A 24,169-nucleotide genomic window follows, 5' to 3' on the forward strand; every position below is an offset into this window, starting at 1 on the left:
TGACCCCGCCAATTTATCAGTCACGCATCTTAAAGGCTTTGCCCGCTATCTGGTCGTCAGCATGCTGCTCCACGGTACGATCGGCGGAACGATGACCAGCACCGGCGCGGATGGGGCGCGCGGCAGCACAGCCGTGGCCGGGACATCGACCGGGCGTCTTCATCCGCTGTTCGCATTGTTGTTGCTGGCATTGGTCCTGCGCCTTGCGGCCGCGCTCTGGCCCAACGTGATGTATCCGGACGAGATCTTTCAGTATCTCGAGCCGGCGTGGCGGATGCTCGGCCATGACGGCATTTTGACGTGGGAGTGGCGCGAAGGCATTCGCGGCTGGTTCCTGCCGACATTGCTGGCCGGGCCGGTCGCGGTGGGCGGCTTGATTGCGCCGGGGGGCGAGGGCGCTTTCCTGGTGCCGCGCCTGGTCGCCGCATCTGCGTCACTGTCGATCGTGGTCAGCGCCTGGTTCTTTGGTGCACGGATTTCGCGAACCCATGCCATCGTCGCGGCGTTCGCTGCGGCAGTCTGGTTCGAGTTGATCCTGCTCGCGCCGCACACATTGGGCGAGCCGTTGGCGACGGCGCTGGTCGTGCCGGCGGCGCTGCTGGTGACCGGCCGTCCGTCGCCGCGGCATCTGGCGATCGGCGGCGCGTTGCTCGCTTTCGCCTTTGTCTGCCGCTTTCAGTACGCGCCGGCCATCGCCGTGCTTGCGCTCGGCGCCTGCTGGATGCGTTGGCGAGACCTGATTCCTATGATCGCGGGCGGTCTCGCCGCGCTGATGCTCACCGCCGCGATCGACCTTGCGCATGGCGCCATGCCGTTCGCCTGGCTGATCGGCAACATCAAGGAAAACCTGCTGCACGATCGCGCGACCGAGTTCGGCGTGACGCCGCCTTCGGCCTATCTCGCCAACTTCCTGATCGTGTGGTCGGCGGCGATCGTGTTGCCGCTCGCCGCGATCTGGCGCGGCGCGCGGCATGCGCCGCTGCTGCTGGCCGTGGCGTTGGTCAACCTCGTCTTCCACAGCTTGATCGCCCACAAGGAATACCGCTTCGTCTTCTTGTCGGTGGCACTGTTCATCATCGTCGCGGCGCTGGGATCGGCCGATTGGGTGCAATGGCTGCGCGCAAAACCCGGGTGGCGCCGCTGGGCATTGCCGATCGTCACCGGCGGCTGGGCCTTGCTCTCGGTGACGCTCGCCGGCGCCAGCGAAGGGATGCGCGACTACTGGACGCGCGGTGTCGGCGCGGCGCGGCTCGCCGCCGAACTGCGCAGCGATCCGCAGCTGTGCGGCCTCGCACTTTACAATGTCCGTTTCCAGCTGTTGCCAGGGCGGGAACGATTGGTCGGCCCAGTACCGCTCTATGCGCTGGAGCCCGCCGATCCGCTCGCCGAGCTGATCCTGCCGCCGCTGTTGCAGGCGACCAAGCCGGCCTTCAATCGCATCCTCGCGCGGCCCGCGGCCGCCGGTGATCTGCCGGCGGATTATTCGAGGCAAAGCTGTGCCCGCGTCGGTATCGCCGATGCCTGCATCTATGCACGAAGCGGCAGCTGCAATGCTGCTGCTGCCGCGGCTTTTGTCATCAATGACGTGCTCGTGAGGATGGGCCACTAGCGGGGGCGGTGCGGCGATCGGCTCCAATGCGCGCTTGATCCGCTGCCTCCGCCCGGGCTATGGTCCGGCCGGTCGCACCCCTGAGGTGCGACCTCAAGCAATTGAGATCGCGGGCGTAGTTCAATGGTAGAACGGCAGCTTCCCAAGCTGCATACGAGGGTTCGATTCCCTTCGCCCGCTCCAGCCTTCAGGCAAATGTCGCGGGACAGTTTGTCGGCACGGCAATGTATTTGACGACAGCAGGAGACGTGACGTGAGGTTGCTTGGAGCGCTGCTGCTTGCGCTGGGCGCGCTTTGGATGACGAGGCCGGCATCCGCGCAAATGTATGATCCGCGCTATCCCGTCTGCATGCATGTGTACGGTGAGTTGGTCGGCGAACGCATGGACTGCATCTTCACGTCGCTGGATCAGTGCCAGGCCAGCGCTGTGGGCATGCCGGCGACCTGCCTGGTGAACCCCTATTATGCGCCAAGGTCGGCGCGTCCTTACCGGCCTGAACGATGACCTTTCCGCCCGTTGTCGCGAGCGTCATTTGAGATCAGTGCATGGCATGGTGGTACTACGCGCTCTTCGCGATCGTTTTGCTCGGATGTTGTGCATTGGTGGTTCGCGCCCGCCGCGGCAGCAATGAAAGAGAAGACGAGGAGCTGAACCGGCGGATCGACGAGCGCGTCGATCGGCTCGATCTCACCCGGCGCAATCGCGACAGGGATTCCTGACCCAGGGGATCCGCAGACGGCCTTCGCTATTATCCCGGGATATTACGGCGATCTGTTCACGCAACGTGCGCGCCTAACGCACCGTACTCGACCTGTTCTTCTCACAACGCGCAGTTATGTTTCCGTAGTTCTCCGCGTTTGAGAACGAAGTTCCGCCGGAACGATGTCGCGGGTTCCGGCATTGGTCGAATAGAGCCGACCGACCTCCGGCGAGAACGGTCGGTTCAAGCCCGCGCCTGGCCGTTCCCTCTCAACAGCCCCCCTAGAAGACGGCCGGCGCGGGTCCTTATCCCGGTCCTGCTCGATGTGACGAGGCTGCGCGCCGGGCGAGTATCGCTGACGTTCGCGATGGATTTAGCGCCAGCCCAAAGCGGGCGCGATCTGGGTCAAGATCGTCTCGATCACATGCGCGTTGTAGTCGACGCCGAGCTGATTGGGGACGGTCAGAAGCAAGGTATCGGCCTCCGCGATCGCCTCATCCGTCTTGAGCTGCTCGATCAGCCTGTCCGGCTCGGCGGCGTAGCCGCGGCCGAAGATGGCGCGCGTCCTCTCATCGATGAAGCCGATCTGGTCTTGCTCCTGGCCGTTGCCGAAATAGGCGCGGTCGCGATCGTCGACCAGCGCGAAGATGCTGCGGCTCACCGAGACCCGCGGCTCGCGCGTGTGCCCGGCTTCCTTCCAGGCGGCACGATAGGCCCGGATCTGGGCGGCCTGCTGGATGTGGAAAGCCTCTCCGGTCTCGTCGTTCTTCAGCGTCGAGCTTTGCAGGTTCATCCCGAGCTTCGCCGCCCACACCGCGGTGGCGTTCGAGCCGGCGCCCCACCAGATGCGCTCGCGCAGGCCTTCCGAGAGTGGTTCGAGCCGCAGCAGGCCGGGAGGATTGGGAAACATCGGCCGTGGATTGGGCTGCGCAAATCCCTGGCCGCGCAGCATGTCGAGGAAGATCTCGGCATGACGCCGGCCCATGTCGGCGTCGGTTTCGCCCTCGCCCGGCTGATAGCCGAAATAGCGCCAGCCGTCGATCACCTGCTCGGGTGAGCCGCGGCTGATGCCGAGTTGCAGGCGTCCCCTCGCGATCAGGTCGGCCGCGCCGGCGTCCTCGATCATGTAGAGCGGATTTTCGTAGCGCATGTCGATCACGGCGGTGCCGATTTCGATCCGGCTGGTCCTGGCGCCGACGGCCGCCAGCAGCGGGAACGGCGAGGCCAGCTGGCGAGCGAAGTGATGGACGCGAAAATACGCACCGTCCGCGCCGAGCTCTTCGGCCGCGACCGCAAGGTCGATGGATTGCAGCAGCACATCTGCGGCTGAGCGGGCCTGCGACTGCGGCGAGGGCGTCCAGTGCCCGAACGAAAGGAATCCGATTTTCTTCATGCCGGCAATGTAGGGATGTCCGCGACGAATTGCGATCCGTGACGTGACCCGGGGATGACCGAAAGTGTCTACCAGCCGGGAAATTTTCTGCGGCAGATGTTGCGGGTTTTGCAGATCGCGCCGTTGCGCAAGTGCTGCATGCGTGCAGGTCTTGCCGCCTGCGCCGCGGCATGACTTGCGATCCCGGGGCGCGCCGCCTAGCTTTCTGCCACGATTTCTCCCGCCAACACCGTCCCGCAGGTCCCGATGTCGCAGCCGCTTCTGTTTCAGCCGATCACGCTTCGCGGCGTGACCTCCCGAAACCGCATCCTGATCTCGCCGATGTGCCAGTATTCGGCGACCGACGGTCTCGCCAATGACTGGCATCTCGTGCATCTCGGCAAGTTCGCCCAGGGCGGCGCCGGGCTCGTGATGGTCGAGGCTGCAGCGGTTGTCGCCGAGGGCCGCATCACTCATGGCGACGTCGGCATCTGGAACGACGAGCAGATCGCGCCGCTCGAACGGATCGCCGCCTTCCTCAAGGACAATGGCGCAGTGCCCTCGATCCAGCTCGCGCATGCCGGCCGCAAGGCCAGCATGCAGCGTCCCTGGTACGGCAATGCCGCCCTCGATGAGGCCGACCGCGCTCGCGGCGATTTGCCGTGGCGGACGGTGGCGCCGAGCGCGATCCCGATGGAAGACGGCTGGTTGATGCCGCACGCGCTCGACGTGGCCGAACTCGCCGCGCTGCGCGAGCAATGGCGGCGCGCCACCTTGCGCGCGGTGGAGGCCGGCTTCGAATTCGTCGAGGTGCATTGCGCGCATGGCTATCTGCTGCACGAATTCCTCTCGCCATTGTCGAACCGCCGCACCGATGCCTATGGCGGCGATCGCGCCGGGCGGATGCGCTATCCGCTCGAGATCATCGAGACCGTGCGCGCGGCCTGGCCGGCGGAGCGGCCGCTGTCGGTGCGGATTTCCTCGGTCGACGGTATCGACGGCGGCCTGACGCTCGAGGACCAGGTCCCGTTCGCCCGCGAAGCCAGGGCGCGCGGTGTCGATTTGATCGATTGCTCGTCGGGCGGCCTGCTCGGCTCGGCGACCGCGGCGCGGATTCCGCGCGGCTACGGCTTTCAGGTGCCCTATGCCGATGAGATCCGCCGCGCCGCCGACATTGCGACCATCGCGGTCGGCCTCATCCTGCACCCGCAGCAGGCAGAAGACGTCCTGGCCAAAGGCCATGCCGATCTGGTCGCGATCGGCCGCGAGGCGCTGTTCGATCCGAACTGGCCGCTGCATGCCGAGCTTGCGCTTGGCGGTGGAGGCGGCGAGGTGTTCGCGTCCTGGCCGAAGCAGTATGGTTGGTGGCTGGAGCGGCGGGAGCCGGGCCTGCGCCGGCTCGATGGCCCGCCGCTGCCGTTCCGCCAGAGCTGACAAGAAAATCCGACAACAACCTGGGAGGTCGTTATCATGACAGCAGTCGCAAAGCGCCCCTATCGCGGCGTCTTCCCCGTGGCGCCGACCATCTTCGACGCCGACGGCAATCTCGACCTCGACGGACAACGGCGCTGCGTCGACTTCATGATCGACGCCGGCTCCCACGGCATCTGCATCCTCGCCAATTTCTCCGAGCAGTTCGTGCTGACCGACGCCGAGCGCGAGACCGTGATGCATACGGTGCTCGAGCATGTCGCCGGCCGCATTCCCGTCATCGTCACCACCACGCATTTCTCCTCGGCGGTCTGCGCCGCGCGCAGCCGCGAGGCGGAAGCCGCCGGTGCTGCGATGGTGATGATCATGCCGCCCTATCACGGCGCCACCTTCCGCGTCGGCGAGCCGGGCATCTACGAGTTTTATCGGGTCGTGTCGGATGCCATCAACATCCCGATCATGATCCAGGACGCGCCGGTCGCGGGCACGCCGCTGTCGGTGGATTTCCTGGCACGGATGGCAAAGGAGCTCGCCAATATCAGGTACTTCAAGATCGAGGTGCCGATGGCGGCGAACAAGCTGCGCGGCCTGATCGAGAAGGGCGGCGCCGAGATCGAGGGGCCGTGGGACGGCGAGGAGGCGATCACGCTGATGGCCGATCTCGATGCCGGCGCCACCGGCGCGATGACCGGCGGCGGCTATCCCGACGGCATCCGCCAGATCATGGATCCGTTCTTCGCCGGCCGGCGCGACGAGGCGGTCGGGGCCTATGCGCGCTGGCTGCCGCTGATCAATTACGAGAACCGCCAATGCGGGCTGCAGGCCTGCAAGGTGCTGATGCGCGAGGGCGGCGTCATCAAGTCCGATGCAGTGCGCCACCCGCTGCAACCGCTGCATCCCGCGACGCGCGCCGGGCTGATCGAGATCGCGCGGACACTCGATCCGGTTGTGCTGCGCTGGGGACGATGAGAGGACGCCTGGTCAGGGCCTTTAGGACGCTCTCTCGATCGCCGGCGCGCATGGACGTTGATCTGGCGAGCGGAGCCGGTGTGGCGGGCTTGGCTGAAGGGCTCGGGCGAAACCTTGTCGAAGCATGATGCCGCCGCTGCCGCTCTTGAAATTCTCGTGCCTGATCACCACCTTGGGTGGAGTACGCGATCATCGACCCTGCTTGAGTTCGCTGCAGTGAGCTTGGTTCGCCGATGGTCGTGCATGGCTGCCCGGACAAGGAGGGGGCCATGTTGCGATGTATCCGCTTGGCGGCACTCACCTTGGCTGCCGCGTTGATGTCGACGGTGGCTGGCGCAGCGCAGACTTGCGCCTCCCGGTCCGATTTCGTGACCTTCCTCAAAGACCATTTCGGCGAGGTTGAGGTGCACCGCGGATTGTCCGATCGCGGCCACCTCGTGGAGGTCTTTGTTTCGCCGGCGGGTACCTGGACGATCCTCTTGTCGCGGCCTGACGGTTTGTCCTGCCTCGTCGATGCGGGCGAGGCCTGGACCACGACGGTCCCCCCATCACGCGACGCGCGATTGCTGAGCCTCGTCGTGCCGGGTCCCGTGCACTGAACCTGCGCAAAGCACGCTACGCGTCCCACGTCACCGGCAAATCCAGCAGGCCGCGGAACGCCCAGCCGCCGATCCGCGCCGGCTGGTGCTCGACCAGGCGCAGATTCTTCAGCCGCTTGAAGATCGCAGGCAGCGCGACGTCGGCGACCATGGCGCGCGAGGCCCAGGCGCCGGCGCAGAAATGCGGGCCGGCACCGAACGCGATGCTCTTGCTGGCGTCGCGGCGCACGTCGAACGCGTCCGGCTTGTCGAAGTGTTTCTCGTCGCGGTTCGCCGAGCCGAACATCAGGAACACGCGCTCATTGGTCTCGAAGGCGACGTCCCTGATCGTCCAGGGCTTTGCGATTCGCCGCGGCGACATCCCGATCGGCGAGATCCAGCGCGCATATTCCTCGAACACCTGCAGCCACGGGATCGTGCCGCTCGTCGCCAGCGCAAGCTGGTCGGGATGGGTCAGCAGCGCCCATACCGTGCCGGCGATCGCATCGCGCGGTTCGTTCTGGCCGCCCGAGATCGCAAGCTTGATATTGGCGCGCACGCTCTCCATCGGCATGTCGGTCTGCAGCATCACGCCGAGCAGGCTGAGGTCGGGCGTCTTGCGCAGCCTGGGGACCATGTCGTCGATCGCGGCATCGATCCCGGAGGTCGCCGCATGGCAGCGCGCCTCGATCGCGGGATCGCCGACATAATTGGCGATGCCGTCGATCATTCCCTGCGACCACGCGTTCATGTCCTGGAAGCGCATGTTGGTGAGGCCGGTGATCGACTTCAGGCATTCGGCCGAGAACGGCAGCGCGAACGCCTGCACGAAATCGACCACGCCGTCCGGCTTCAGTTCGTCGAGGATGCGCGTCGCGTGGGCTTCGAACTGCGCCGTCCAGTGCGATCTGACCGTTTTGGGCGAGATCGCCGGAAAGATCGCCTTGCGCTCGTTCATGTGCGCATCGCCGTCCTTGCGCATCATGTTGTGGCCCATCAGCTTGTTCATCAGCCCCTCGGGCTGGTGCGACGAGAACACGTCGATCTGCTTCTCCGAGATGAAGATGTCGTCGCGGCTGCACAGCAGCGTGCTGCCGAGCTGCGGCACGAAGGCGATCGGCGCCTCCTTGCGCATGCGCGCCAGCGCCGGATAGGGATCCTGCCAGAAGGCAGGGACGTCGATGTCGAAATGGGGCGCGGTGCTCACGACGTGATCTCGGTTTGGCCTCGGGTTTTCGAGCCGAGCATAGGCCGGGCGGCGCGGCCCGTCTGTCCCCAGCGCTGGGGACAGCGGGAGGCCGCCGCGTGGAGCGCGCTCAGTTCAGCTGGCGCGCCGACGCCATCAGGCGCAGCGCGATCGCGAACAGCTCGTTCTGCGAGGAGATGCCGAGCTTGTCATAGGCGCGCTTGCGATAGGTGAGGGCGGAGTGCAGCCCGATGCCGAGCTCGGCCGCGATCGCTTCCGAGCTGAGGCCGGAGAGGATGCGCAGGCAGACCTCCTGCTCACGCCCGGTCAGCCTTGCCAGCGGCTCGGCGGTCGCAAACAGGATCTTCAACCGCTCGATCGGATCAACATCCGCTGCCGGGTCGCGCTGGAAATGCCGCGCCACGGCCGCCGTCAACGCCGGCGCGACCGCGGCCAGGCGCGCGATCTGCTCGCGGCTGAAGCGGCCTTGCGCGGTGATCTGGTAGAAGTTGACATAGAAGCAGATGTCGCCGGTCCAGATCGCGGAGGCGAACTTGTCGACAATGTCGGAGTCGTCGAAGAAGATCTTGCGGTAGCCGTCGCTGTACATGCGGCGGGCAAAATTCGGCAGCACGATCGGTGCGGCCTGCGCCCGTCCCTCGAACACCGCATCGCGGTTCGGGTCGGCCTGATGGAAATGTTCGGAATAGGCGATCCCGAGGTCGCGCCCGGTCGGGATGTTGCCGACATCGAGCAGGCACGCGGCGGTCCGCGGGCCGGTGAACGAGAATACCATGCAATGACCGACCCCGGCGACGCGCCGCAGCGCGCCGATCAGGGCTTGCGGAAAGCTGTCGCGGCCGATCGCCAGCAGCGCCGGCGTGATGTCGCTGACGACAGAAGTCTCGAAGGCGTAATCTGCCTTCATGGCGTCCTCCCTGTGTTTCGGGAAGACTAGAGCCTTTTCCGTTCCGATGGAATCGGAACGGGAGCTCTCGATTCTTTGCTTTGACGCGTTTTCTTGACGCGAACCGGGATCCATTCGCTCGAAAACGCTCTGGCAGCGACATCGCCGGCGTGGAAAGCGCCCCGGAATGACGAGAGGATATAGGTCGCGGTTGCCCGAGGAAGGCCTCAGGCGCCCGGCACCTGGTCGAGGAAGCCGGTGATGCTCCTGATCCGGCCGTCCTTCAGCATGGCGAAGTCGGTGCCCTTGATCGGGCTGTCGACGCCGTCAGGGCCAAGGCCCCAGGAGAATCGGACATGGTCGCCGAAGCCGTTCGGCTCCCCGATCAGCTTGAAGCGGAAGTCCGGAAACTTCTGCTGCACGCCGGCGATCAGCGCGTCGACGCCCTCATGGCCGTCGCCGCTCATCAGCGGATCGATATAGCGCGCATCGGCGGTCCAGTTCTCGCTCAGCATCTCGCGGCGCCGGCTCGGCGTCCGCTCGTTCCAGAGATCGATATAGCGGCGGGCGATGGTGGCATGGTCGGTCATGGTGCTCTCCTTCGATAGTGCCGGACTGTACGGCGGTCCGGACTATCGAAGGTTCGCGTGCGCCGATCGATTACCTCTGGGGTCATCGCGCGGGCTATGGTGCGATGGTCAGCACCGCCTTCATGTTGGGATGGTAGCGGCAGTAATAGTCGACCGTGCCGGCCTTGGTCAGGACCGACTTGACCGTCTTCTTCGGCGCGATGGTCACGTCGAAGTCGCCGTTCTTCGCGGTGGCGGTGTGCGCCAGCACGTCCTTGTTGACCCATTCGATGGTGTCGCCGACCTTGGCCGACACCTCGGCCGGGGAGATCACCAGATTGTCCATCACGATCTGGATGGTGGCCGCATGCGCCGGGACGGCCATCGCGCCGAGCGCGAGCAAAGCCAGCGTTGCGAGACAGCGTCCTGGCAACATCGCGCGCCTCCTTACTTCAGGCCGGCCGCGACATGTTCGGCATGCTGCTGGTGGCCCTGGAAGATCTTCAGGCCGGTTTGCAGCAGGCCCTTCAGCTCGGGATTGCTGGCCGAGGGGATCAGCTGCGTCTCCAGCGCGGTGTTGACGGCCTTGTGGTAGGCGACCTCGTTGTCGATATAGGCCTTGTCATAGGCGGCGCCCTTCAGCTTGCCGAGTTCGGCGAGCTTGTCGGCCGCCTGTTTCGACAGCGCCTTGCTGGTGTCGTTGTCCTCCGGCGTCACCTTCAATTTCTTGACGAGGTCGAGCGCCTGCTTGTTCACCGCCTCGTGGTCGCGCGCCATGTCCTTGGCGAACGCCTTGACCTCCTTGTTGGAGGCCTTCTCTTCCGCCTGCTTGGCGGCATTGATGTCGATCACACCGGCCGTATAGGCGATGTGCGCGATCTGCGGATCGGTCGGCTTTGCGCCCTGCGCCAGCGCAGCGCAGTTGAGGAGGCTGAGCGCGGCGACCGCGATACCCAATCGAACGAACATGGTTTGAAACTCCTGTTGAGCCGGGCGTAGCGCGCGGCGCGTCGTTGCTTGCACAGGAGTTGGATGGTGCGGGCGAGCAGAGGTTCCCGAAAAATTCAGGCGGTGGCGCGGAGCCGTTTCAGAACCGCCTCGGTCAATCGCTCGCAGCGCTTGCCCGCGAAGGGGAACGCCTCCATGACGACGGGGCCGATCTTCCGCTCGACATTGTCGCGCAGCATGGTGCGGGCGCGGTGCAGGCGGGTCTTCACGGTTTCCGGCTTGAGGCCGAGGATCTCAGCGGTCTCCTCGACATTCATGCCCTCGATCACGCGGGTGATGAAGACGAGACGGAACGCCTCGGGCAGCTCGTCGATCGCGTGCTCGACGACGTGCTGGATCTCACGCTGGGCCATGGATTTTTCCGGATCGTCCGTTGACGACAGGGGGAACTGGATGATCTGGGCTTCAGGAGCACCTTTCGGCAGATCGGACCATTCGACGCTGCTGTGCCTGCGGCGCAGGCGGCCGAGCGCCTCGTTCATCGCGATCCGCGACAGCCAGGTCGAGAGGCTGGAGTCGCCACGGAACTGGTCGAGATGGGTAAAGGCGCGCACATAGGCGTCCTGAACCACGTCCTCGGCCTCGTTGTCATTGCGCAGGATGCCGCGCGCCAGCCGGAACAGCCGGCGATTATTCGCCTGCATGATGGCGCGGATCGCGGCCTCGTCGCGGGCAAGCGCGCGTTGCACCAACTCGGCATCGTCCGAGCGGTTCGGCGGCAGGGACGTTACATGGACCTGGCGCATGGCGGGTCGCCCTCACTGTTGGCGGAATAATACCATTGGATGCCGACCGACCGTGCAGGTTCCCGGGAAAATGGTAATCGGCCAAAAAAGACCGCTACGGCCTGATATAGGCCTCCGGATCCCCGCGCGCATGCGCCTCCATCGCATCGAGGAAGCAGCGCACCTTCGCCGGGACAAATTGCCGCGCCGCCAACAGCGCATGCACGTTGAGCGGCTCGCAAACATGATCGGGCAGCAGCCGCCGCAACTGGCCGGCCGCGACGGCGGCGCGGGTGTAGCTGGCGGTGACCCGCAGCACGCCATGGCCCGCGAGCGCCGCCTGCAGCCGGACATGGGCATTCGAGCTGGTCAGGCGTGCGCGATCGACCGCGAGATGCTCGACCGCGCCGCCGGGAGCGGTGATCGCCCATGGCGGATCGCTGGGGCCGGTGAGCAGCGGCAGCTTTCTCAGATCATCCAGCGTGCGCGGCTCGCCGAATTTCTCCAGCAGTGCCGGTGCCGCGAACAGGCCGCGCTCGAGCGTGAAGACGCGGCGGATCACGATGCCGGCCGACGGCAGCGGCGTCTCCAGCATCGCAAACACGATGTCGTAGTTCTCGGCGATCGGACTAACGATGTCGTGCTCGACGTCGATCCGGATCGAAAGCTCCGGATAGCGGCCCATCACCGCGCAGGCGACCGGCCCCGCATGATGCGCGCCGAATTCATAAGGCGCCTTGATGCGCAGCGTGCCCGCAACCGCGCTCGACATCGCCAACGCCTCGCTGTGGGTGTCGTGCAGCGCGGTGAACAGCGGGCGCACCTTGCGATAGATGGTTTCGCCGGAATCGGTCAGCCGCAGGTGCCGGGTGGTGCGCTCGATCAGCCGCAGCCCGAGATTGGCTTCGAGACGCTGCACCGCAGCACTGAGACTCGATTTGGGATGGCCGAGCACGCGCGCGGCCGCGGTGAAGCCGCCATGCTCGACAACCTCGCAAAACAGCTCCCAGTCGCGCCACTCCATGGCCGATTGTCCATCCACCGGTACAGTGTGTCCAGCCAAATCGGATTATCCCGGTGACCGCAATCACCTAACCTCGTCGCAACCAAATCTTGCATCGGGAGGGTGAGATGGCTGACGACGGAATTTTCCTGCGCAACACCTGGTACGTGGCGGCGTGGAATCACGAACTGATCGACGGCAAGATGGTCGCGCGCACCATCCTGGAACGGCCGATCGTGCTCTATCGCGGGTCGAGCGGGAAAGTCGTCGCACTGGACGACCGCTGCTGCCATCGCGCCGCGCCGCTTTCGATGGGGCGCATCGAGGGCGACGACATCAGGTGCATGTATCACGGCATGAAGTTCGCGGCCGACGGCAAATGCATCCAGATTCCCGGTCAGGAAACGATCCCCGCCAAGCTCGGCGTGCGCAGCTATCCCGTGGTCGAGCGCTACAATCTGATCTTCATCTGGACCGGCGATCCCGAGAAGGCCGATCCGAAGCTGATCCTCGACTATCCGCCGCTCGAGGATCCCAGATGGCGCGGCCTGCCGGGTTACATGCACTACAAGGCCAACTGGCTCCTGATCGTCGACAACCTCAGCGACTTCGCGCATCTCGCCTTCGTGCACACCAACACGCTCGGCGGCTCCGAGGAATACGCCTACAAGACCAAGCCGGTCGCGATCGAGAAGCTGGATGACGGTTTCCGTGTCGAGCGCTGGCACATGGGCGCCGAGCCGCCGCCCTACCACAAGAAGGTGATCCCGAACAAAGCCGACAAGATCGACCGCCGCAATATCGGCCGCATGATCGTGCCCGGCATCTTCACGCTCGACACCACGTTCGCGCCGGCGGGGCAGGGCGTCGAGAAGGGCGTCCAGGTTCCGGGCACGCGGTCATATCGCAACGCGCAGTTCATGACGCCGGAGACGCGCTCGACCACGCACTTCTTCTGGAATTACCTGCACGATTTCGACATCGACAATCCGAACATCGCACTGTCGCTGCGGCACAGCCTCGAGGAAGGGTTCAACGAGGACAAGGATATCATCGAGGCGCAGCAGCGCGTGTTCGACGCCGATCCGGACTATCAGCTGCTCGCGATCGGCGCCGATGCCCCGCTGACCTATTTCCGCTGGCTGTTCGCGCGCAAGCTCGAGGCGGAGAAGGGCACGGCACGCGCCGCCTAGAGCATGATCCGGAAAAGTGTGAAGCGGTTTTCCGAAAAGATCATGCTCAAACAAGGAGCTAAAGCGCGATGATGATTCAACCCAATCTCATCGCGCTTTAGTCCGTTGCAACTACGGACGTTTGCTGCTTGGCAGCAAGCGGCGCCGGGGTCGCGAGATCGTGACATCCCGGCGTGGCTGCCGCTCCAGCCGGTTTGGCGTAAACTGATCCGACCTGAATTTGTCGGCGTGAAGGTGACCCGCGTTGGCCAGACCATCCCGGTAGCGATCAATCGGTGAATGAGCTTGCCCGAAAAGACGGATCGATCGGATCGAAGTGCGAGCACCAACTGGGCGCAGGACGCCTGGCTATGGCCGTTTGAAGCCGCGCGATTGGCGCTGGACATCTACTCGCAGTGGTACCCCAACCGTCCGCCCGAGCCCACGGATTCGTCGGGCGAAGCGGCGGCGCTGCCCTGGACGACAGCCCATTCGGTCGCGCTTCAGCTGCCGTCGATGTGCCTGCTGGATTTCTCGAGAGCGGCCGAAGGCCGGCCGCTTCTGGTCTGCGCGCCCTATGCGCTGCATCGCGCGCAGATTGCGGATCTTGCCCCCGGCCACAGCCTGATGGAGGCGTTGCAGAAGGCTGGCGTTGCGCGTCTCTATCTCACGGATTGGCGCTCGGCGGCGCCGGAGATGCGATATTTCTCGATCGACACCTTTCTGTCCGATCTCAACGTGGCCGTCGACACGATCGGGCCGCCGGTCGACCTTGCAGGTCTCTGTCAGGGCGGCTGGCTGTCGTTGCTCTATGCGGCGCGCTTTCCCGGCAAGGTACGGCGGCTTGTGCTTGCCGGCAGCCCGGTCGACGTCTCGGTACCGTCGGAGCTTTCCCGGATGGTCGCCTCGCTTCCACCGCAAGGCTTCGAGGCGCTGGTCCGTCAGGGGGATGGGATCATCAGCGGCAAGCACATGCTGCAGGCCTGGAGCATCCCGTTCACCATGCGTGACGCGGAAGCGGCGCTGCAGAGGCGGCTCGACCGCAATTCGGAGGATGCGCGGGCGTTGCTCGATCGCTTCACGCGCTGGAATGACGAGACGCTCGATCTGCCGGGCACCTACTACCTCGAAGTGACCGACTGGATCTTTCGCCAGAACCGGATCGCGGCTGGCGACTTCCTCGCGCTTGGCTGCAAGATCGATCTCGCTGCCGTGAAGCAGCCCGTCTTCCTGCTCGCCGCAGAGAACGACATCGTTGTTCCGCCCGACCAGGCATTTGCGACAGCGCGGCTCTTGGCCACGCCGCCCGCGTGGCTGCAATGCCATACCGAGCCGTGCGGTCACCTCGGACTGTTCATGGGCTGCAAGGCTCTCGCCGGCTCATGGCGCCGGATTGCCCGCTGGCTTCAGTCCGATCTCGGTGAGGCTGCCGGCGAGCAAGCGCGGATCAGCGCGTGAGTGCAAGATGAAAAATGCCCCGAATTGCGCTTTGCAATCCGGGGCATCCGGTATCCGTTGGATGACGTGCGTCGCGTCTATTTCGCCGCGACGACCATGATCTCGACATTGTACTGCGGCGCCGCCAGCTTGGCCTCGACGGTGGCGCGGGCCGGGGTGTTGCCCTGGGAGACCCAGCCGTCCCACACCGCGTTCATCTCCGGGAACGTCTTCATGTCGGTGATGTAGATCGTCGCACTGAGCAGTTTCGACTTGTCGGTGCCGGCCTTGGCGAGGTGGCCGTCGATGATCGACAGGATGTCCTTGGTCTGGTCGGTGACGCTGCCGCCCGCGGTCTTGCCGGCGACGACGCCGGCGAGATAGACGGTGTTGCCGTGCACGACGGCCTGGCTCATGCGCGGGCCGGTTTCGAAACGCTGAATGCTCATTTGGGTCTCCACTTGAATGGCGGGCACTGTCTAACCTGCCAGAGCGAGCGCCGCCACTGCACAATTTGCAGCGCCGTTCACCGAAATCGCTCGAAATTGCTCCGAGATCGGCTCGGCGCAATCAGGTCGGCGGATTCTGCCCATTCGTCCAGCGTGCGAACAGCGCCACTCGCTCGGCCGGCCAGGCACCGTCGCACGGCATGGTCCCGGCCTCGAGCCGTGCCAGGATTTGTTGACAGTGCCTGGCGACATCCGCCTCGTTCCAGAGATCGAAGGCGAACAGCATCGAACTGCGGTCCATCGGCCGGAACAGCGGTCGGATGTGCTGTTCGAACTGCACGGCCTCGCCGGGGCCGGGGAGTGCCACGCTGATCTCGTTCGCGGCCTGCGCATCGCTCGCGGTTGCGGACGGCCGTGCGGCCGGCGTTGCGTTGCAGACCCACCACCAGCGCGGCACCGGCATGTTCGGCGGCGGTGTTGCGCCGGCGCCGGAATTCTCCACTGCGATCCGCGAGCCCCATTCGATATAGGCGACGAAGGCGGCGCGGAATTCCGGATCGCTCGGTAAGCCCGCATCGTCGGCACTCTGCACCATGTAGGTCGCCCACAATGCGCGCTGCTCCGGCCGGATCTCCTTGCCGATGTGCTGCGACACCATTCGCCGATAGCCGCCGTAGCGCTCGGTGTAGAAGCGTGGGCCGCCGAACACCTCGCTGAGCCACGCCGCCACCCGCTCCGGATGGTCCGGCGACATCTCGGCGAACAGCGGACCGAGCAGCGGATCTTCCGGCACGTAACGACTGTAGAAGATGCGCGTCATGTCGAGCAGCGCCGGATAGCCGCCAGCCCATTCGAACAGCGTCGGCTCGCGCATCGGATCGGGAACGGGATCGCGAAACGCGACGTTCCAATGCATGCCGCTGCAAAACGGCTTGTTCAGCGACGCGCCGCAGCGGCACAGGCTGACATGCTCTTGCGACGCGCCCGCGTTCTGTGTGATCGGCGCGCCATCCTCATCGACCAGTTCGACATGGCCGGTGACGCGATAAGGCCCGTCTTTCGACACTTCGATCTGCGGCGGCCTGCTGACGCCGGACAGGTTGGCGTCACGCTTGGGGCCGATACCGATGCCAAGCGCGCCCGACGGGCATCTGCGCACTGCGTTGAGGAGGTCGTCGAGGCGCGCCCCGCTGGCTGCGATGAAAGGCTCCTCGCCGAGACGAAACACCGAGTTAAGGCGGTCGGTGCAGAAGCCGGAATGTGCGCAGGTGCCGCGATTGTCGAACACGAACGCCTGCTGCCCGGCATAAACGTCGAGCCTGTCCGGTGCGCGCCGCGGATCCCTAGCGTCGGTGAAGCCGCGCGCGACGTGGCTGTCGTCGCAGAACGGCCTGGTCTGCGATTGTCCGCAGCGGCAGAGCCGCACCGGGGCCTCCGTTGCGATCGGCACGCCGAGATGATCGACGATCGGAGTGCCGGGCTCCGGTTCGTAAGGCCCATTGCGTCTGACGACGATGCGCTTGCGCGGCTGTTGCTTGTCGCTTGGACCCTGGGCGGAATTGTCGTCTGTCATGTCTTGCAATGATCCCTGAACTCGCCCAACCCGTGCAATGCGTGCTTAGATGGATCGATGGCGGCTCTCAACGAACCAGATGGAAAGTGCCGCGGGAGAGTTGCAATGATCCGCAAGACCAAGCGCAAATATGGTTGCCCGGTCGAGTTCTCGATCGATCAGCTCAGCGGCAAATGGAAGACGGTGATCCTGAGCCGGCTCAAGGTCCGGCCGATGCGCTACGGCGAATTGCGCCACGACATCCCGCAGCTCAGCGACAAGGTGTTGACCGAGCGCCTGCGTGATCTCTGCAACTCGGGCTTCGTCAAGCAGGAGCGCGGCGGCGGCTCCTCGCGCTATTGCCTGACCAAGCGCGGCGAGATGCTGAAGCCGATGCTGCAGGCACTCTACGATTGGGGCGAGGCCAACGCCGATACGTTCGGCGTTCGCTTCCTCAGCGCGGAGGCGGATTAGAGTAAGATGCGCAATTTCGGAATATTAGAATAATGCCTCTGAGTTGCCCGACGTGTCAAGTTGCTTGTTCGAACGCCGGCCACCGCCCGCTACTTGGTACTTTGCATGGGGTTGTTTTCGATGTTTTGACCCGCCCCCCGGCGACGGTCGCATAAGCACTAGTCCAGAGAGCGGATTTCCGGCGGAACCTTAAGCAAGGAAAGCCCGTTGTCGCGGGATGTTGGGGGTAATCAAGACAAGGAATACTCATGCACATCCGCATCTCTACGGCGTCCGTCATCGTTGCGGCGCTCTCGCTCGGAACACCTGCTTGGGCGCAGGTGCAGGGAACGCAACCGAAGGCGATGCCGCAGGCTCAATCTGATCAGCCCACCGCCATCCGGAGCATCCAGGTCGTGGACATCAAGGAACTCAAGCCCGACGCCCGGTCAAAGGTCGAGGCTGTCGTCGCAAAGGCAAGCGAAGACGACCTGCGGAACCTTCGCGGTTCCATCGACGCATCTGAAGAAGCAGTATCCGCGCTGAAGGCGAAGGGCCTGAGCTCGGCACAAGTTGTCGCGGTCAATCTCACCAACGGCATCCTGACGCTTTTCACCAAGACCGCCTGATCGCAACACGGCTCGGGGAACTTCCGCTGAAAAGCCCGCCGGTTCACGCCGGCGGGCCAACGACTGGATCTCGGAGTAGCACGCCTCAGTTCACCGCCTTCGCCGCCGCACGTCCCGCGTTGCGGCCCGAGAACAGGCAACCGCCGAGGAACGTGCCTTCCAGCGAGCGATAGCCGTGCACGCCGCCGCCGCCGAAGCCGGCGGCTTCGCCGGCCGCGTAGAGGCCGCGGATGATCTGGTGATCGTTGCCGAATACGCGCGAATCGAGATCGGTCTCGAACCCGCCGAGCGTCTTGCGGGTGAGGATGTTGAGCTTCACCGCGATCAACGGACCGTGCTCGGGATCGAGGATCCGGTGCGGCTTCGCGGTGCGGATCAATTTGTCGCCGATATAGCGCCGCGCATTGTGCAGGTTCATCACCTGCGCATCCTTGACGTAGGGGTTGGTGATCTCGCGGTCGCGCGCCTCGATCTGCGCCTTGATGGCGTCGAGCTGCAACAGATCGTTGCCTGCGAGCTTGTTCATGGCATCGACGAGATCGGCGAGATTGTCGCGCACGATGAAGTCGGCGCCGTGCTGCTTGAACGCCTCCACCGGCGCCGGCGCGCCCTTGTTGGTGGCGCGCTTGATCGTCATGCGCCAGCTCTTGCCGGTGAGGTCGGGGTTCTGCTCGGAGCCGGACAGCGCGAACTCCTTCTTGATGATGCTCTGGGTCAGGATGAACCACGAATAATCGTAGCCGGTGCCCATGATGTAATGCAGTTGCCCGAGCGTGTCGGAGCCCGGGAACAGCGGCGCCGGCAGCCGCTTGCCCGTCGCGTCGAACCACAGCGACGACGGTCCCGGCAGGATCCGGATGCCGTGACGCGGCCAGATCGGGTTCCAGTTCCGGATGCCCTCGACATAGTGCCACATGCGGTCGCGGTTGATCAGCCGGCCGCCCGCCGCCTCGGTGATGCCGATCATGCGGCCGTCGACATGTTCGGGCACGCCGGAGATCATGAATTTGGGCGGCTCGCCGAGCCGCTTCGGCCAGTTCTGCCGCACCAGATCATGATTGCCGCCGATGCCGCCGGACGCGACGATTACCGCAGGCGCACGGAAGGAAAAGTCGCCGACGACGTTGCGCGAGGAACTCTTGCCGCGCTCGACCGAGCTCGGTTCCAGGATCGCGCCGCCGACGCCGTCGACCACACCGTTGGTGACGCTGAGCGCATCGACGCGGTGGCGGAACTTGAATATCAGCCGTCCGCTTTTCGCGGCCTCGCGCGCGCGGCGTTCGAACGGCTCGACGATGCCGGGTCCGGTGCCCCAGGTGACGTGGAAGCGCGGCACCGAATTGCCATGGCCCATCGCGTCGTAACCGCCGCGCTCGGCCCAGCCGACCACCGGGAAGATGCGATGGCCCATCGCGCGCAGCCAATCGCGTTTCTCGCCCGCCGCGAATGCGACATAGGCTTCAGCCCATTTGCGCGGCCAGTAATCCTCCTCGCGATCGAAACCCGCGGTGCCCATCCAGTCCTGCAGCGCGAGCTCGACCGAATCCTTGATGCCGAGCCGGCGCTGCTCCGGCGAATCGACCAGGAACAGGCCGCCAAACGACCAGAAGGCCTGGCCGCCGATGCTTTGTTCCCCTTCCTGGTCGAGCACGATGACGCGCTTGCCTGCGTCGGCGATCTCGGTTGCGGCCACGAGACCGGCAAGCCCCGCGCCAATCACGATCACATCTGCATCGTCAGCCATGTTCAGGTCCCCCGTCCCGCCGAGATTCAAGACCGCCTCATTGCGTGCGGTCAACGCCAAATGGACCTTGCCTGTGGCGGCGGAGCACCAAGCACGTGCGCCGCGCTGTTCCAGTTTGGGACCTTTCCCCACTTTCACTGCAGCGTGCGCGCAACACCCAATTTGAATTTGTTTTGACCGGCTTCACTCGTCTGGACAAAAATCCGCGCACACAACACGCTCACGATCGTCTTGCATCACAGACCAAACAGATTCGGTTTCGACTGGGGCTGGCCAAAATGAAGTTGATGACGGGGTTGCTCGCTGCGGTTCTCCTGCTGGCGGGAATGGGGGTGTCTCAAGCTGTAGTCAGGATCGCCGACGATCGCGGCGGCAAGATCGGCGTCTATGTCGACAGGTATCAGGACCTGCGGACTTCGGGCGAGACGGTCATCATCGACGGGCTATGTGCCTCGGCCTGCACCATCGTGCTCGGCAAGGTTCCTCACGACCGGATTTGTGTGACCTCGCACGCCAGCCTCGGCTTCCACGCAGCCTGGGATTACGGCGATAACGGCCGTCCGGTCCCCAATCCCGAAGCCACCCATATGCTGTACCTGATGTATCCGCCGGCGGTACGCAGATGGATTTCGGGGCGTGGTGGCCTGACCCGGCGCATGATCTTCCTGCGCGGCAAGCAACTGCAGGCGCTGTACAAGCCGTGCTACCTCAACGCCCAGGCCTCGGCGCCGAAGCCCGCGCACTAAGCTCCGGCTGCTTCTCTGTTTGACCCTCGTCGGCCATTGGCCTCGGCAGACGCCGGGGCATGAACGCGCCGGCACCGGAATCGCTCGCCATCATTTGACGGCCTGCGACCGCCATTGCGCTTGCTGCCTGCCGGAACCCGGCTTATCTCAGCCTCATGGTTCAGCCGATCTCCACCCGATCCGAGCTCGTAACGGCTCCACAGACCCGGGTGGCGTCTGCGATCCTGTGGGGTGCGGCCGGTATCGGCGGATTGGCCCTGCTTGCCGCTGCCGCGCTCTGGTTCCACTACGGGACCGCGGTGTTTTTCGAAATGATCACGGCCGGCATCTCCGCCTGCTTCTGACAAGGACGCCCTCGCATCATGCCCCGGACCACGCGCCCATTGGTGATCTTCGCTGCCTTCGCGGGCAGTCTGGCGGTCGGCTTGTTCCTCATGCTGTGGGCGATCGGCGGCTTGCGCACCGTTGCCGCGCCGGCCGCGATCGGCGGATCGTTCCAGCTCACCGACCAGTCCGGCCAGACCGTTACCGACAAGAACCTCCAGGGCAAGCCGACCCTGATCTTCTTCGGATTCACCCATTGCCCGGATATCTGCCCGACCTCGTTGTTCGAGATCTCGGAGGTCCTGAAGGCGATGGGCAAGGACGCCGATCGCGTGAATGCCTATTTCGTCTCGGTCGATCCGGAACGCGACACCGCCACCGCGATGAAGGATTACCTGTCGAGCTTCGATCCGCACCTCAAGGGCCTGACCGGCGATCCCGCCGCGATCGCCAAGGTGCTGTCGAGCTATCGTGTCTACGCCAAGAAAGTGCCGCTGAAGGATGGCGACTACACGATGGACCACACCGCGCTGATCTATCTGATGGACCGCGACGGTCATTTCGTCGCGCCGTTCAATCTGAAACGGACGCCGGAAGAGGCGGCGGCCGATCTGAAACGGTATCTCTGATCGCCCTTTCCGGTTCAGAATTAACCCAATCGGCGCTCGCTTCAGGCGCCGATTCGGCTATAAGCCGTTCAATTTCCTGAAATTGCCGGTTATGCCAAATCCCTCTGTCCAGCCCCTTGCCGTCCGTTCGCGCCAGCTTTGCCTGGCCGCGGGCATGATCGCGGCTGCCTTGCTGGCCTTGGCGTACCCTGCAATTGCACAGACACCCCCCGCACAGGCGCCGGCAGCCAAGACGGCTCCTGCTCCGGCTCCGCCCACCAAGGCGGCCCCCGCACAAGCGACACCTTCGGCGCCGGCTGCACCGCAGGCAGCGCCTGCGGCCCCCGCGGCAACCCAGGCGGCCCCGACCCTGCCGCCCAAGGCCGCCGCCGAGGCCGCGCCGCAGGCGGTGCCGGGTTTCTGGGACCCGCGGCGCCGGCCGGACCGCCCGGACCTGTCGCGCCTCACCGTGATCCGCTTTCTGACCGAGACCGACTATCCGCCGTTCAATTTCACCGGTCCCGACGGCAATCCGGCCGGTTTCAACGTCGACCTCGCGCGTTCGCTCTGCGACGAGATCAAGGTCACCTGCACCATCCAGATGCGCCGCTTCGAGACCCTGATCGATGCCCTGGCGACCAACCGGGGCGACGCCATCATCGCGTCGATGGCCGTGACGCCGCAGCTGCGCGCCAAGGTCGATTTCACCGATCCCTATTATCGCGCGCCGGCCCGCTTCGTGTCGCGCCGTGACAACGCGATGCCGGAAATCCGCCCGGAATATCTCGAGGGCAAGAAGGTCGGCGTCATCGCCGGGACCTCGCACGAGGCCTACCTCAAGGCGATGTTCACCGACGCCGAAATCCACTCCTATCCGGATAACGACACGCTGCGCGCGGCGCTGCGCCGCGGCGAGGTCGACTTCGTCTTCGGCGATGCGATCTCGCTCGCGTTCTGGATCAACGGCACCGATTCCGCCGAATGCTGCGCCTTTGCCGGCGGCCCCTTTGTCGAGAGCCGCTATTTCGGCGAGGGCGTCGGCATCGCGGTCCGCAAGGGCAACGACCTGCTCCGGCAGTCGCTGAACTGGGCGCTGTTCCGGATCTGGGAAAAAGGCCGCTTCACCGATCTGTGGCTGCGCTATTTCTCGGTCAGCCCGTTCTGAGTTCGTCATTCCGGGATGGTCCGTAGGGCCAGACCTCAGGGGTGCAATTGCACCCCGGGGAATCTCGAGATTCCGGGTTCGATGCTGCGCATCGCCCCGGAATGACGACAAACTTCCCGTCGTTTTGCATTTTGCCGCGAAAGCGTTAGTTTTCGCGGCCTTTTTGGAGAGAACCTGAGGAATGTCCGTGATTGATCCTTCTGCCAGCCCGAGCGACCTGCGGGCGCTCGCCGAACAATCCAACGCCTGGCCGTTCGAGCAGGCGAAAGCGATTGTGGCGCGGTTGAAGAAAAATCCGAAGGACGAGGTGCTGTTCGAGACCGGCTACGGCCCATCGGGCCTGCCGCATATCGGCACGTTCGGCGAAGTCGCGCGCACCACGATGGTGCGCCACGCCTTCCGCGTGCTCACCGAGGACAAGATCAAGACGCGCCTGCTCGCCTTCTCCGACGACATGGACGGCCTGCGCAAGGTGCCGGACAACGTGCCGAACAAGGAGCTGCTGGAGCAGCATCTCGGCAAGCCGCTGACCAAGGTGCCCGATCCGTTCGGTACCCATCCGAGCTTCGGCCAGCACAACAATGCGCGGCTGCGCGCCTTTCTCGACCAGTTCGGCTTCGACTACGAGTTCGCGAGCTCGACCGAGTACTACACCTCCGGCCGCTTCGATGCCGCGCTGCTGCGCATGCTGGAGCGGATCGAGAAGGTGATGGCGATCATGCTGCCGTCGCTGCGCGAGGAGCGGGCGGCAAGCTACTCGCCGTTCCTGCCGATCTGTCCGCGCACCGGCCTTGTGCTCTACGTGCCGGTGACGGCGCATGACGCCAAGGCCGGCACGATCTCGTATGAAGACCCCGATACCAAGGAGACCGTCACGGTTCCTGTCACCGGCGGCCGCTGCAAGCTGCAATGGAAGCCGGACTGGGCGATGCGCTGGTACGCGCTCGGTGTCGACTATGAAATGGCCGGCAAGGACCTGATCGACTCGGTGAAGCTGTCGGGCAAGATCTGCTCGGCGCTCGGCGGCACGCCGCCGGAAGGTTTCAACTACGAACTGTTCCTCGACGAGAAGGGCCAGAAGATCTCGAAGTCGAAGGGCAACGGCCTGACGATCGACGAGTGGCTGCGCTATGCCTCGCCGGAATCGCTGTCGCTGTTCATGTATCGCGAGCCCAAGGCGGCGAAGCGGCTCTATTTCGACGTCATCCCGCGCAATGTCGACGACTACCAGCAATTCCTCGACGGCTTCACGCGGCAGGAAGCGCGGCAGCAGCTGCAGAATCCGGTCTGGCACATCCATTCCGGCAAGCCGCCGCAGGCCGACATGCCGGTCACCTTCCAGCTGCTGCTGACGCTGGTGTCGTCGTCGAACGCGGAGAATGCCGAGACGCTGTGGGGTTTCATCGGCCGTTATCGTCCGGGCGTGACGCCGCAGACCCATCCGAAGTTAGATGCGATGGTCGGCTACGCCATCAACTACTATCGCGACTTCGTGGCGCCGACCAAGCAGTTCCGCGAGCCGACCGAAGGAGAGCGCGCTGCGCTGCAGGATCTGCGCGATGCGCTCGCCAACATGCCGGCGAACGCGACCGCGGAAGACATCCAGAACGTGGTCTATGAGATCGGCCGCCGCGAGCCGTTCCTCGACATGGTCAAGAAGGGCAAGGACGGCCGTCCCGGCGTCTCGCTCGACTGGTTCAACATGCTCTACCAGGTGCTGCTCGGCCAGGAGAAGGGCCCGCGCTTCGGCTCCTTCGTCGCGGTCTACGGCGTGCAGAACGCGGTCAACATGATCGACGGCGCGCTGGCGCGGTCGTCGTAGGGATCGCGGC

At 64.8% G+C, this 24,169-nt stretch carries 26 protein-coding genes and 1 tRNA gene; 16 read left to right on the plus strand and 11 right to left on the minus strand.

Annotation, left to right across the window (positions count from 1 at the left end; genetic code table 11):
- Positions 1-61: 61 nt before the first annotated feature.
- The 4 genes from ACVW1B_RS38730 (at position 62) to ACVW1B_RS38745 (ending at position 2,329) form a co-directional block, all read left to right on the plus strand.
- Positions 62-1,609, plus strand: a complete 1,548-nt coding sequence (locus tag ACVW1B_RS38730; protein WP_456822862.1) for a 4-amino-4-deoxy-L-arabinose transferase — start codon at positions 62-64, stop codon at positions 1,607-1,609.
- A 109-nt stretch (positions 1,610-1,718) separates the two neighbouring features.
- Positions 1,719-1,792: transfer RNA gene (locus ACVW1B_RS38735), tRNA-Gly, on the plus strand.
- Between the two features lie 70 nt (positions 1,793-1,862).
- Positions 1,863-2,114 carry a DUF3551 domain-containing protein gene (locus ACVW1B_RS38740; RefSeq protein WP_057016029.1) on the plus strand — a complete coding sequence of 84 codons (252 nt, stop codon included), beginning with the start codon at positions 1,863-1,865 and terminating at the stop codon, positions 2,112-2,114.
- A 41-nt stretch (positions 2,115-2,155) separates the two neighbouring features.
- Positions 2,156-2,329, plus strand: a complete 174-nt coding sequence (locus ACVW1B_RS38745) for a hypothetical protein (RefSeq protein WP_225642200.1) — start codon at positions 2,156-2,158, stop codon at positions 2,327-2,329.
- A gap of 354 nt (positions 2,330-2,683) precedes the next feature.
- Here the strand turns inward: ACVW1B_RS38745 and ACVW1B_RS38750 are convergent, their stop codons facing one another.
- Complete coding sequence (locus ACVW1B_RS38750) at positions 2,684-3,703, minus strand: LLM class flavin-dependent oxidoreductase (protein WP_253604839.1); 1,020 nt, start codon at positions 3,701-3,703, stop codon at positions 2,684-2,686.
- 246 nt (positions 3,704-3,949) lie between these two features.
- Here ACVW1B_RS38750 and ACVW1B_RS38755 point away from each other — a divergent pair, with 246 nt between their 5' ends.
- From ACVW1B_RS38755 to ACVW1B_RS38765, 3 genes are all read left to right on the plus strand, one after another.
- Complete coding sequence (locus ACVW1B_RS38755) at positions 3,950-5,116, plus strand: NADH:flavin oxidoreductase/NADH oxidase (RefSeq protein WP_456822863.1); 1,167 nt, start codon at positions 3,950-3,952, stop codon at positions 5,114-5,116.
- A gap of 36 nt (positions 5,117-5,152) precedes the next feature.
- Complete coding sequence (locus ACVW1B_RS38760; protein WP_456822864.1) at positions 5,153-6,082, plus strand: dihydrodipicolinate synthase family protein; 930 nt, start codon at positions 5,153-5,155, stop codon at positions 6,080-6,082.
- A gap of 287 nt (positions 6,083-6,369) precedes the next feature.
- On the plus strand, positions 6,370-6,681 hold the full coding sequence (locus ACVW1B_RS38765) for a hypothetical protein (protein ID WP_456822865.1): 312 nt from the start codon (positions 6,370-6,372) through the stop codon (positions 6,679-6,681).
- A 16-nt stretch (positions 6,682-6,697) separates the two neighbouring features.
- Here ACVW1B_RS38765 and ACVW1B_RS38770 read toward each other — a convergent pair whose 3' ends face one another.
- The 7 genes from ACVW1B_RS38770 to ACVW1B_RS38800 form a co-directional block, all read right to left on the minus strand.
- A complete protein-coding gene (locus tag ACVW1B_RS38770; protein WP_456822866.1) occupies positions 6,698-7,867 on the minus strand; it encodes a cytochrome P450 in 1,170 nt (389 codons plus the stop codon).
- Between the two features lie 109 nt (positions 7,868-7,976).
- A complete protein-coding gene (locus ACVW1B_RS38775; protein WP_456822867.1) occupies positions 7,977-8,774 on the minus strand; it encodes a helix-turn-helix transcriptional regulator in 798 nt (265 codons plus the stop codon).
- 206 nt (positions 8,775-8,980) lie between these two features.
- On the minus strand, positions 8,981-9,343 hold the full coding sequence (locus ACVW1B_RS38780; protein ID WP_028339048.1) for a nuclear transport factor 2 family protein: 363 nt from the start codon (positions 9,341-9,343) through the stop codon (positions 8,981-8,983).
- 94 nt (positions 9,344-9,437) lie between these two features.
- Complete coding sequence (locus ACVW1B_RS38785) at positions 9,438-9,758, minus strand: cupredoxin domain-containing protein (protein ID WP_456822868.1); 321 nt, start codon at positions 9,756-9,758, stop codon at positions 9,438-9,440.
- An 11-nt stretch (positions 9,759-9,769) separates the two neighbouring features.
- Positions 9,770-10,291, minus strand: a complete 522-nt coding sequence (locus ACVW1B_RS38790; protein ID WP_057016034.1) for a DUF4142 domain-containing protein — start codon at positions 10,289-10,291, stop codon at positions 9,770-9,772.
- Positions 10,292-10,386: 95 nt separating this feature from the next.
- Entirely contained in the window at positions 10,387-11,076 is a 690-nt protein-coding gene (locus ACVW1B_RS38795) for an RNA polymerase sigma factor (protein ID WP_253604817.1), read from the minus strand.
- A 94-nt stretch (positions 11,077-11,170) separates the two neighbouring features.
- Positions 11,171-12,079, minus strand: coding sequence for a LysR family transcriptional regulator (locus ACVW1B_RS38800; protein ID WP_456822869.1), 909 nt, complete (start codon positions 12,077-12,079; stop codon positions 11,171-11,173).
- Between the two features lie 107 nt (positions 12,080-12,186).
- On the opposite strand from ACVW1B_RS38800, the gene ACVW1B_RS38805 reads away from it, so the two are divergent.
- Both ACVW1B_RS38805 and ACVW1B_RS38810 read left to right on the plus strand, forming a co-directional pair.
- Positions 12,187-13,251: an aromatic ring-hydroxylating dioxygenase subunit alpha gene (locus tag ACVW1B_RS38805; protein WP_456777912.1), complete on the plus strand. Its 1,065-nt coding sequence runs from the start codon at positions 12,187-12,189 to the stop codon at positions 13,249-13,251.
- A 285-nt stretch (positions 13,252-13,536) separates the two neighbouring features.
- Positions 13,537-14,688: an alpha/beta fold hydrolase gene (locus ACVW1B_RS38810; RefSeq protein WP_456777911.1), complete on the plus strand. Its 1,152-nt coding sequence runs from the start codon at positions 13,537-13,539 to the stop codon at positions 14,686-14,688.
- 77 nt (positions 14,689-14,765) lie between these two features.
- Here ACVW1B_RS38810 and ACVW1B_RS38815 read toward each other — a convergent pair whose 3' ends face one another.
- Together ACVW1B_RS38815 and ACVW1B_RS38820 are read right to left on the minus strand one after the other, a co-directional pair.
- Complete coding sequence (locus tag ACVW1B_RS38815; protein ID WP_456822870.1) at positions 14,766-15,116, minus strand: RidA family protein; 351 nt, start codon at positions 15,114-15,116, stop codon at positions 14,766-14,768.
- A 121-nt stretch (positions 15,117-15,237) separates the two neighbouring features.
- The gene (locus tag ACVW1B_RS38820) at positions 15,238-16,689 is read right to left on the minus strand and encodes a CDGSH iron-sulfur domain-containing protein (protein WP_456822871.1); all 1,452 of its coding nucleotides are present in this window, start codon (positions 16,687-16,689) and stop codon (positions 15,238-15,240) included.
- 105 nt (positions 16,690-16,794) lie between these two features.
- Between ACVW1B_RS38820 and ACVW1B_RS38825 the strand changes: the two genes are divergently transcribed.
- A complete protein-coding gene (locus ACVW1B_RS38825; RefSeq protein ID WP_163153530.1) occupies positions 16,795-17,142 on the plus strand; it encodes a winged helix-turn-helix transcriptional regulator in 348 nt (115 codons plus the stop codon).
- 248 nt (positions 17,143-17,390) lie between these two features.
- On the plus strand, positions 17,391-17,750 hold the full coding sequence (locus tag ACVW1B_RS38830; protein WP_168858453.1) for a hypothetical protein: 360 nt from the start codon (positions 17,391-17,393) through the stop codon (positions 17,748-17,750).
- Positions 17,751-17,835: 85 nt separating this feature from the next.
- Here the strand turns inward: ACVW1B_RS38830 and ACVW1B_RS38835 are convergent, their stop codons facing one another.
- Complete coding sequence (locus tag ACVW1B_RS38835) at positions 17,836-19,494, minus strand: FAD-binding dehydrogenase (RefSeq protein WP_456777909.1); 1,659 nt, start codon at positions 19,492-19,494, stop codon at positions 17,836-17,838.
- Between the two features lie 278 nt (positions 19,495-19,772).
- Here ACVW1B_RS38835 and ACVW1B_RS38840 point away from each other — a divergent pair, with 278 nt between their 5' ends.
- The 5 genes from ACVW1B_RS38840 (at position 19,773) to ACVW1B_RS38860 (ending at position 24,159) form a co-directional block, all read left to right on the plus strand.
- Positions 19,773-20,240: a hypothetical protein gene (locus ACVW1B_RS38840; RefSeq protein ID WP_057016040.1), complete on the plus strand. Its 468-nt coding sequence runs from the start codon at positions 19,773-19,775 to the stop codon at positions 20,238-20,240.
- A 209-nt stretch (positions 20,241-20,449) separates the two neighbouring features.
- Positions 20,450-20,584, plus strand: a complete 135-nt coding sequence (locus tag ACVW1B_RS38845) for a hypothetical protein (protein WP_276486903.1) — start codon at positions 20,450-20,452, stop codon at positions 20,582-20,584.
- Positions 20,585-20,602: 18 nt separating this feature from the next.
- Positions 20,603-21,193 (plus strand): SCO family protein, encoded by a 591-nt coding sequence (locus tag ACVW1B_RS38850; protein ID WP_028339030.1) that lies wholly within the window; start codon positions 20,603-20,605, stop codon positions 21,191-21,193.
- Between the two features lie 154 nt (positions 21,194-21,347).
- Positions 21,348-22,337: a transporter substrate-binding domain-containing protein gene (locus ACVW1B_RS38855; RefSeq protein ID WP_456777908.1), complete on the plus strand. Its 990-nt coding sequence runs from the start codon at positions 21,348-21,350 to the stop codon at positions 22,335-22,337.
- 181 nt (positions 22,338-22,518) lie between these two features.
- The gene (locus ACVW1B_RS38860) at positions 22,519-24,159 is read left to right on the plus strand and encodes a lysine--tRNA ligase (protein ID WP_229189382.1); all 1,641 of its coding nucleotides are present in this window, start codon (positions 22,519-22,521) and stop codon (positions 24,157-24,159) included.
- Positions 24,160-24,169: the final 10 nt, after the last annotated feature.

It is taken from the genome of Bradyrhizobium sp. USDA 4502, from assembly GCF_054063355.1.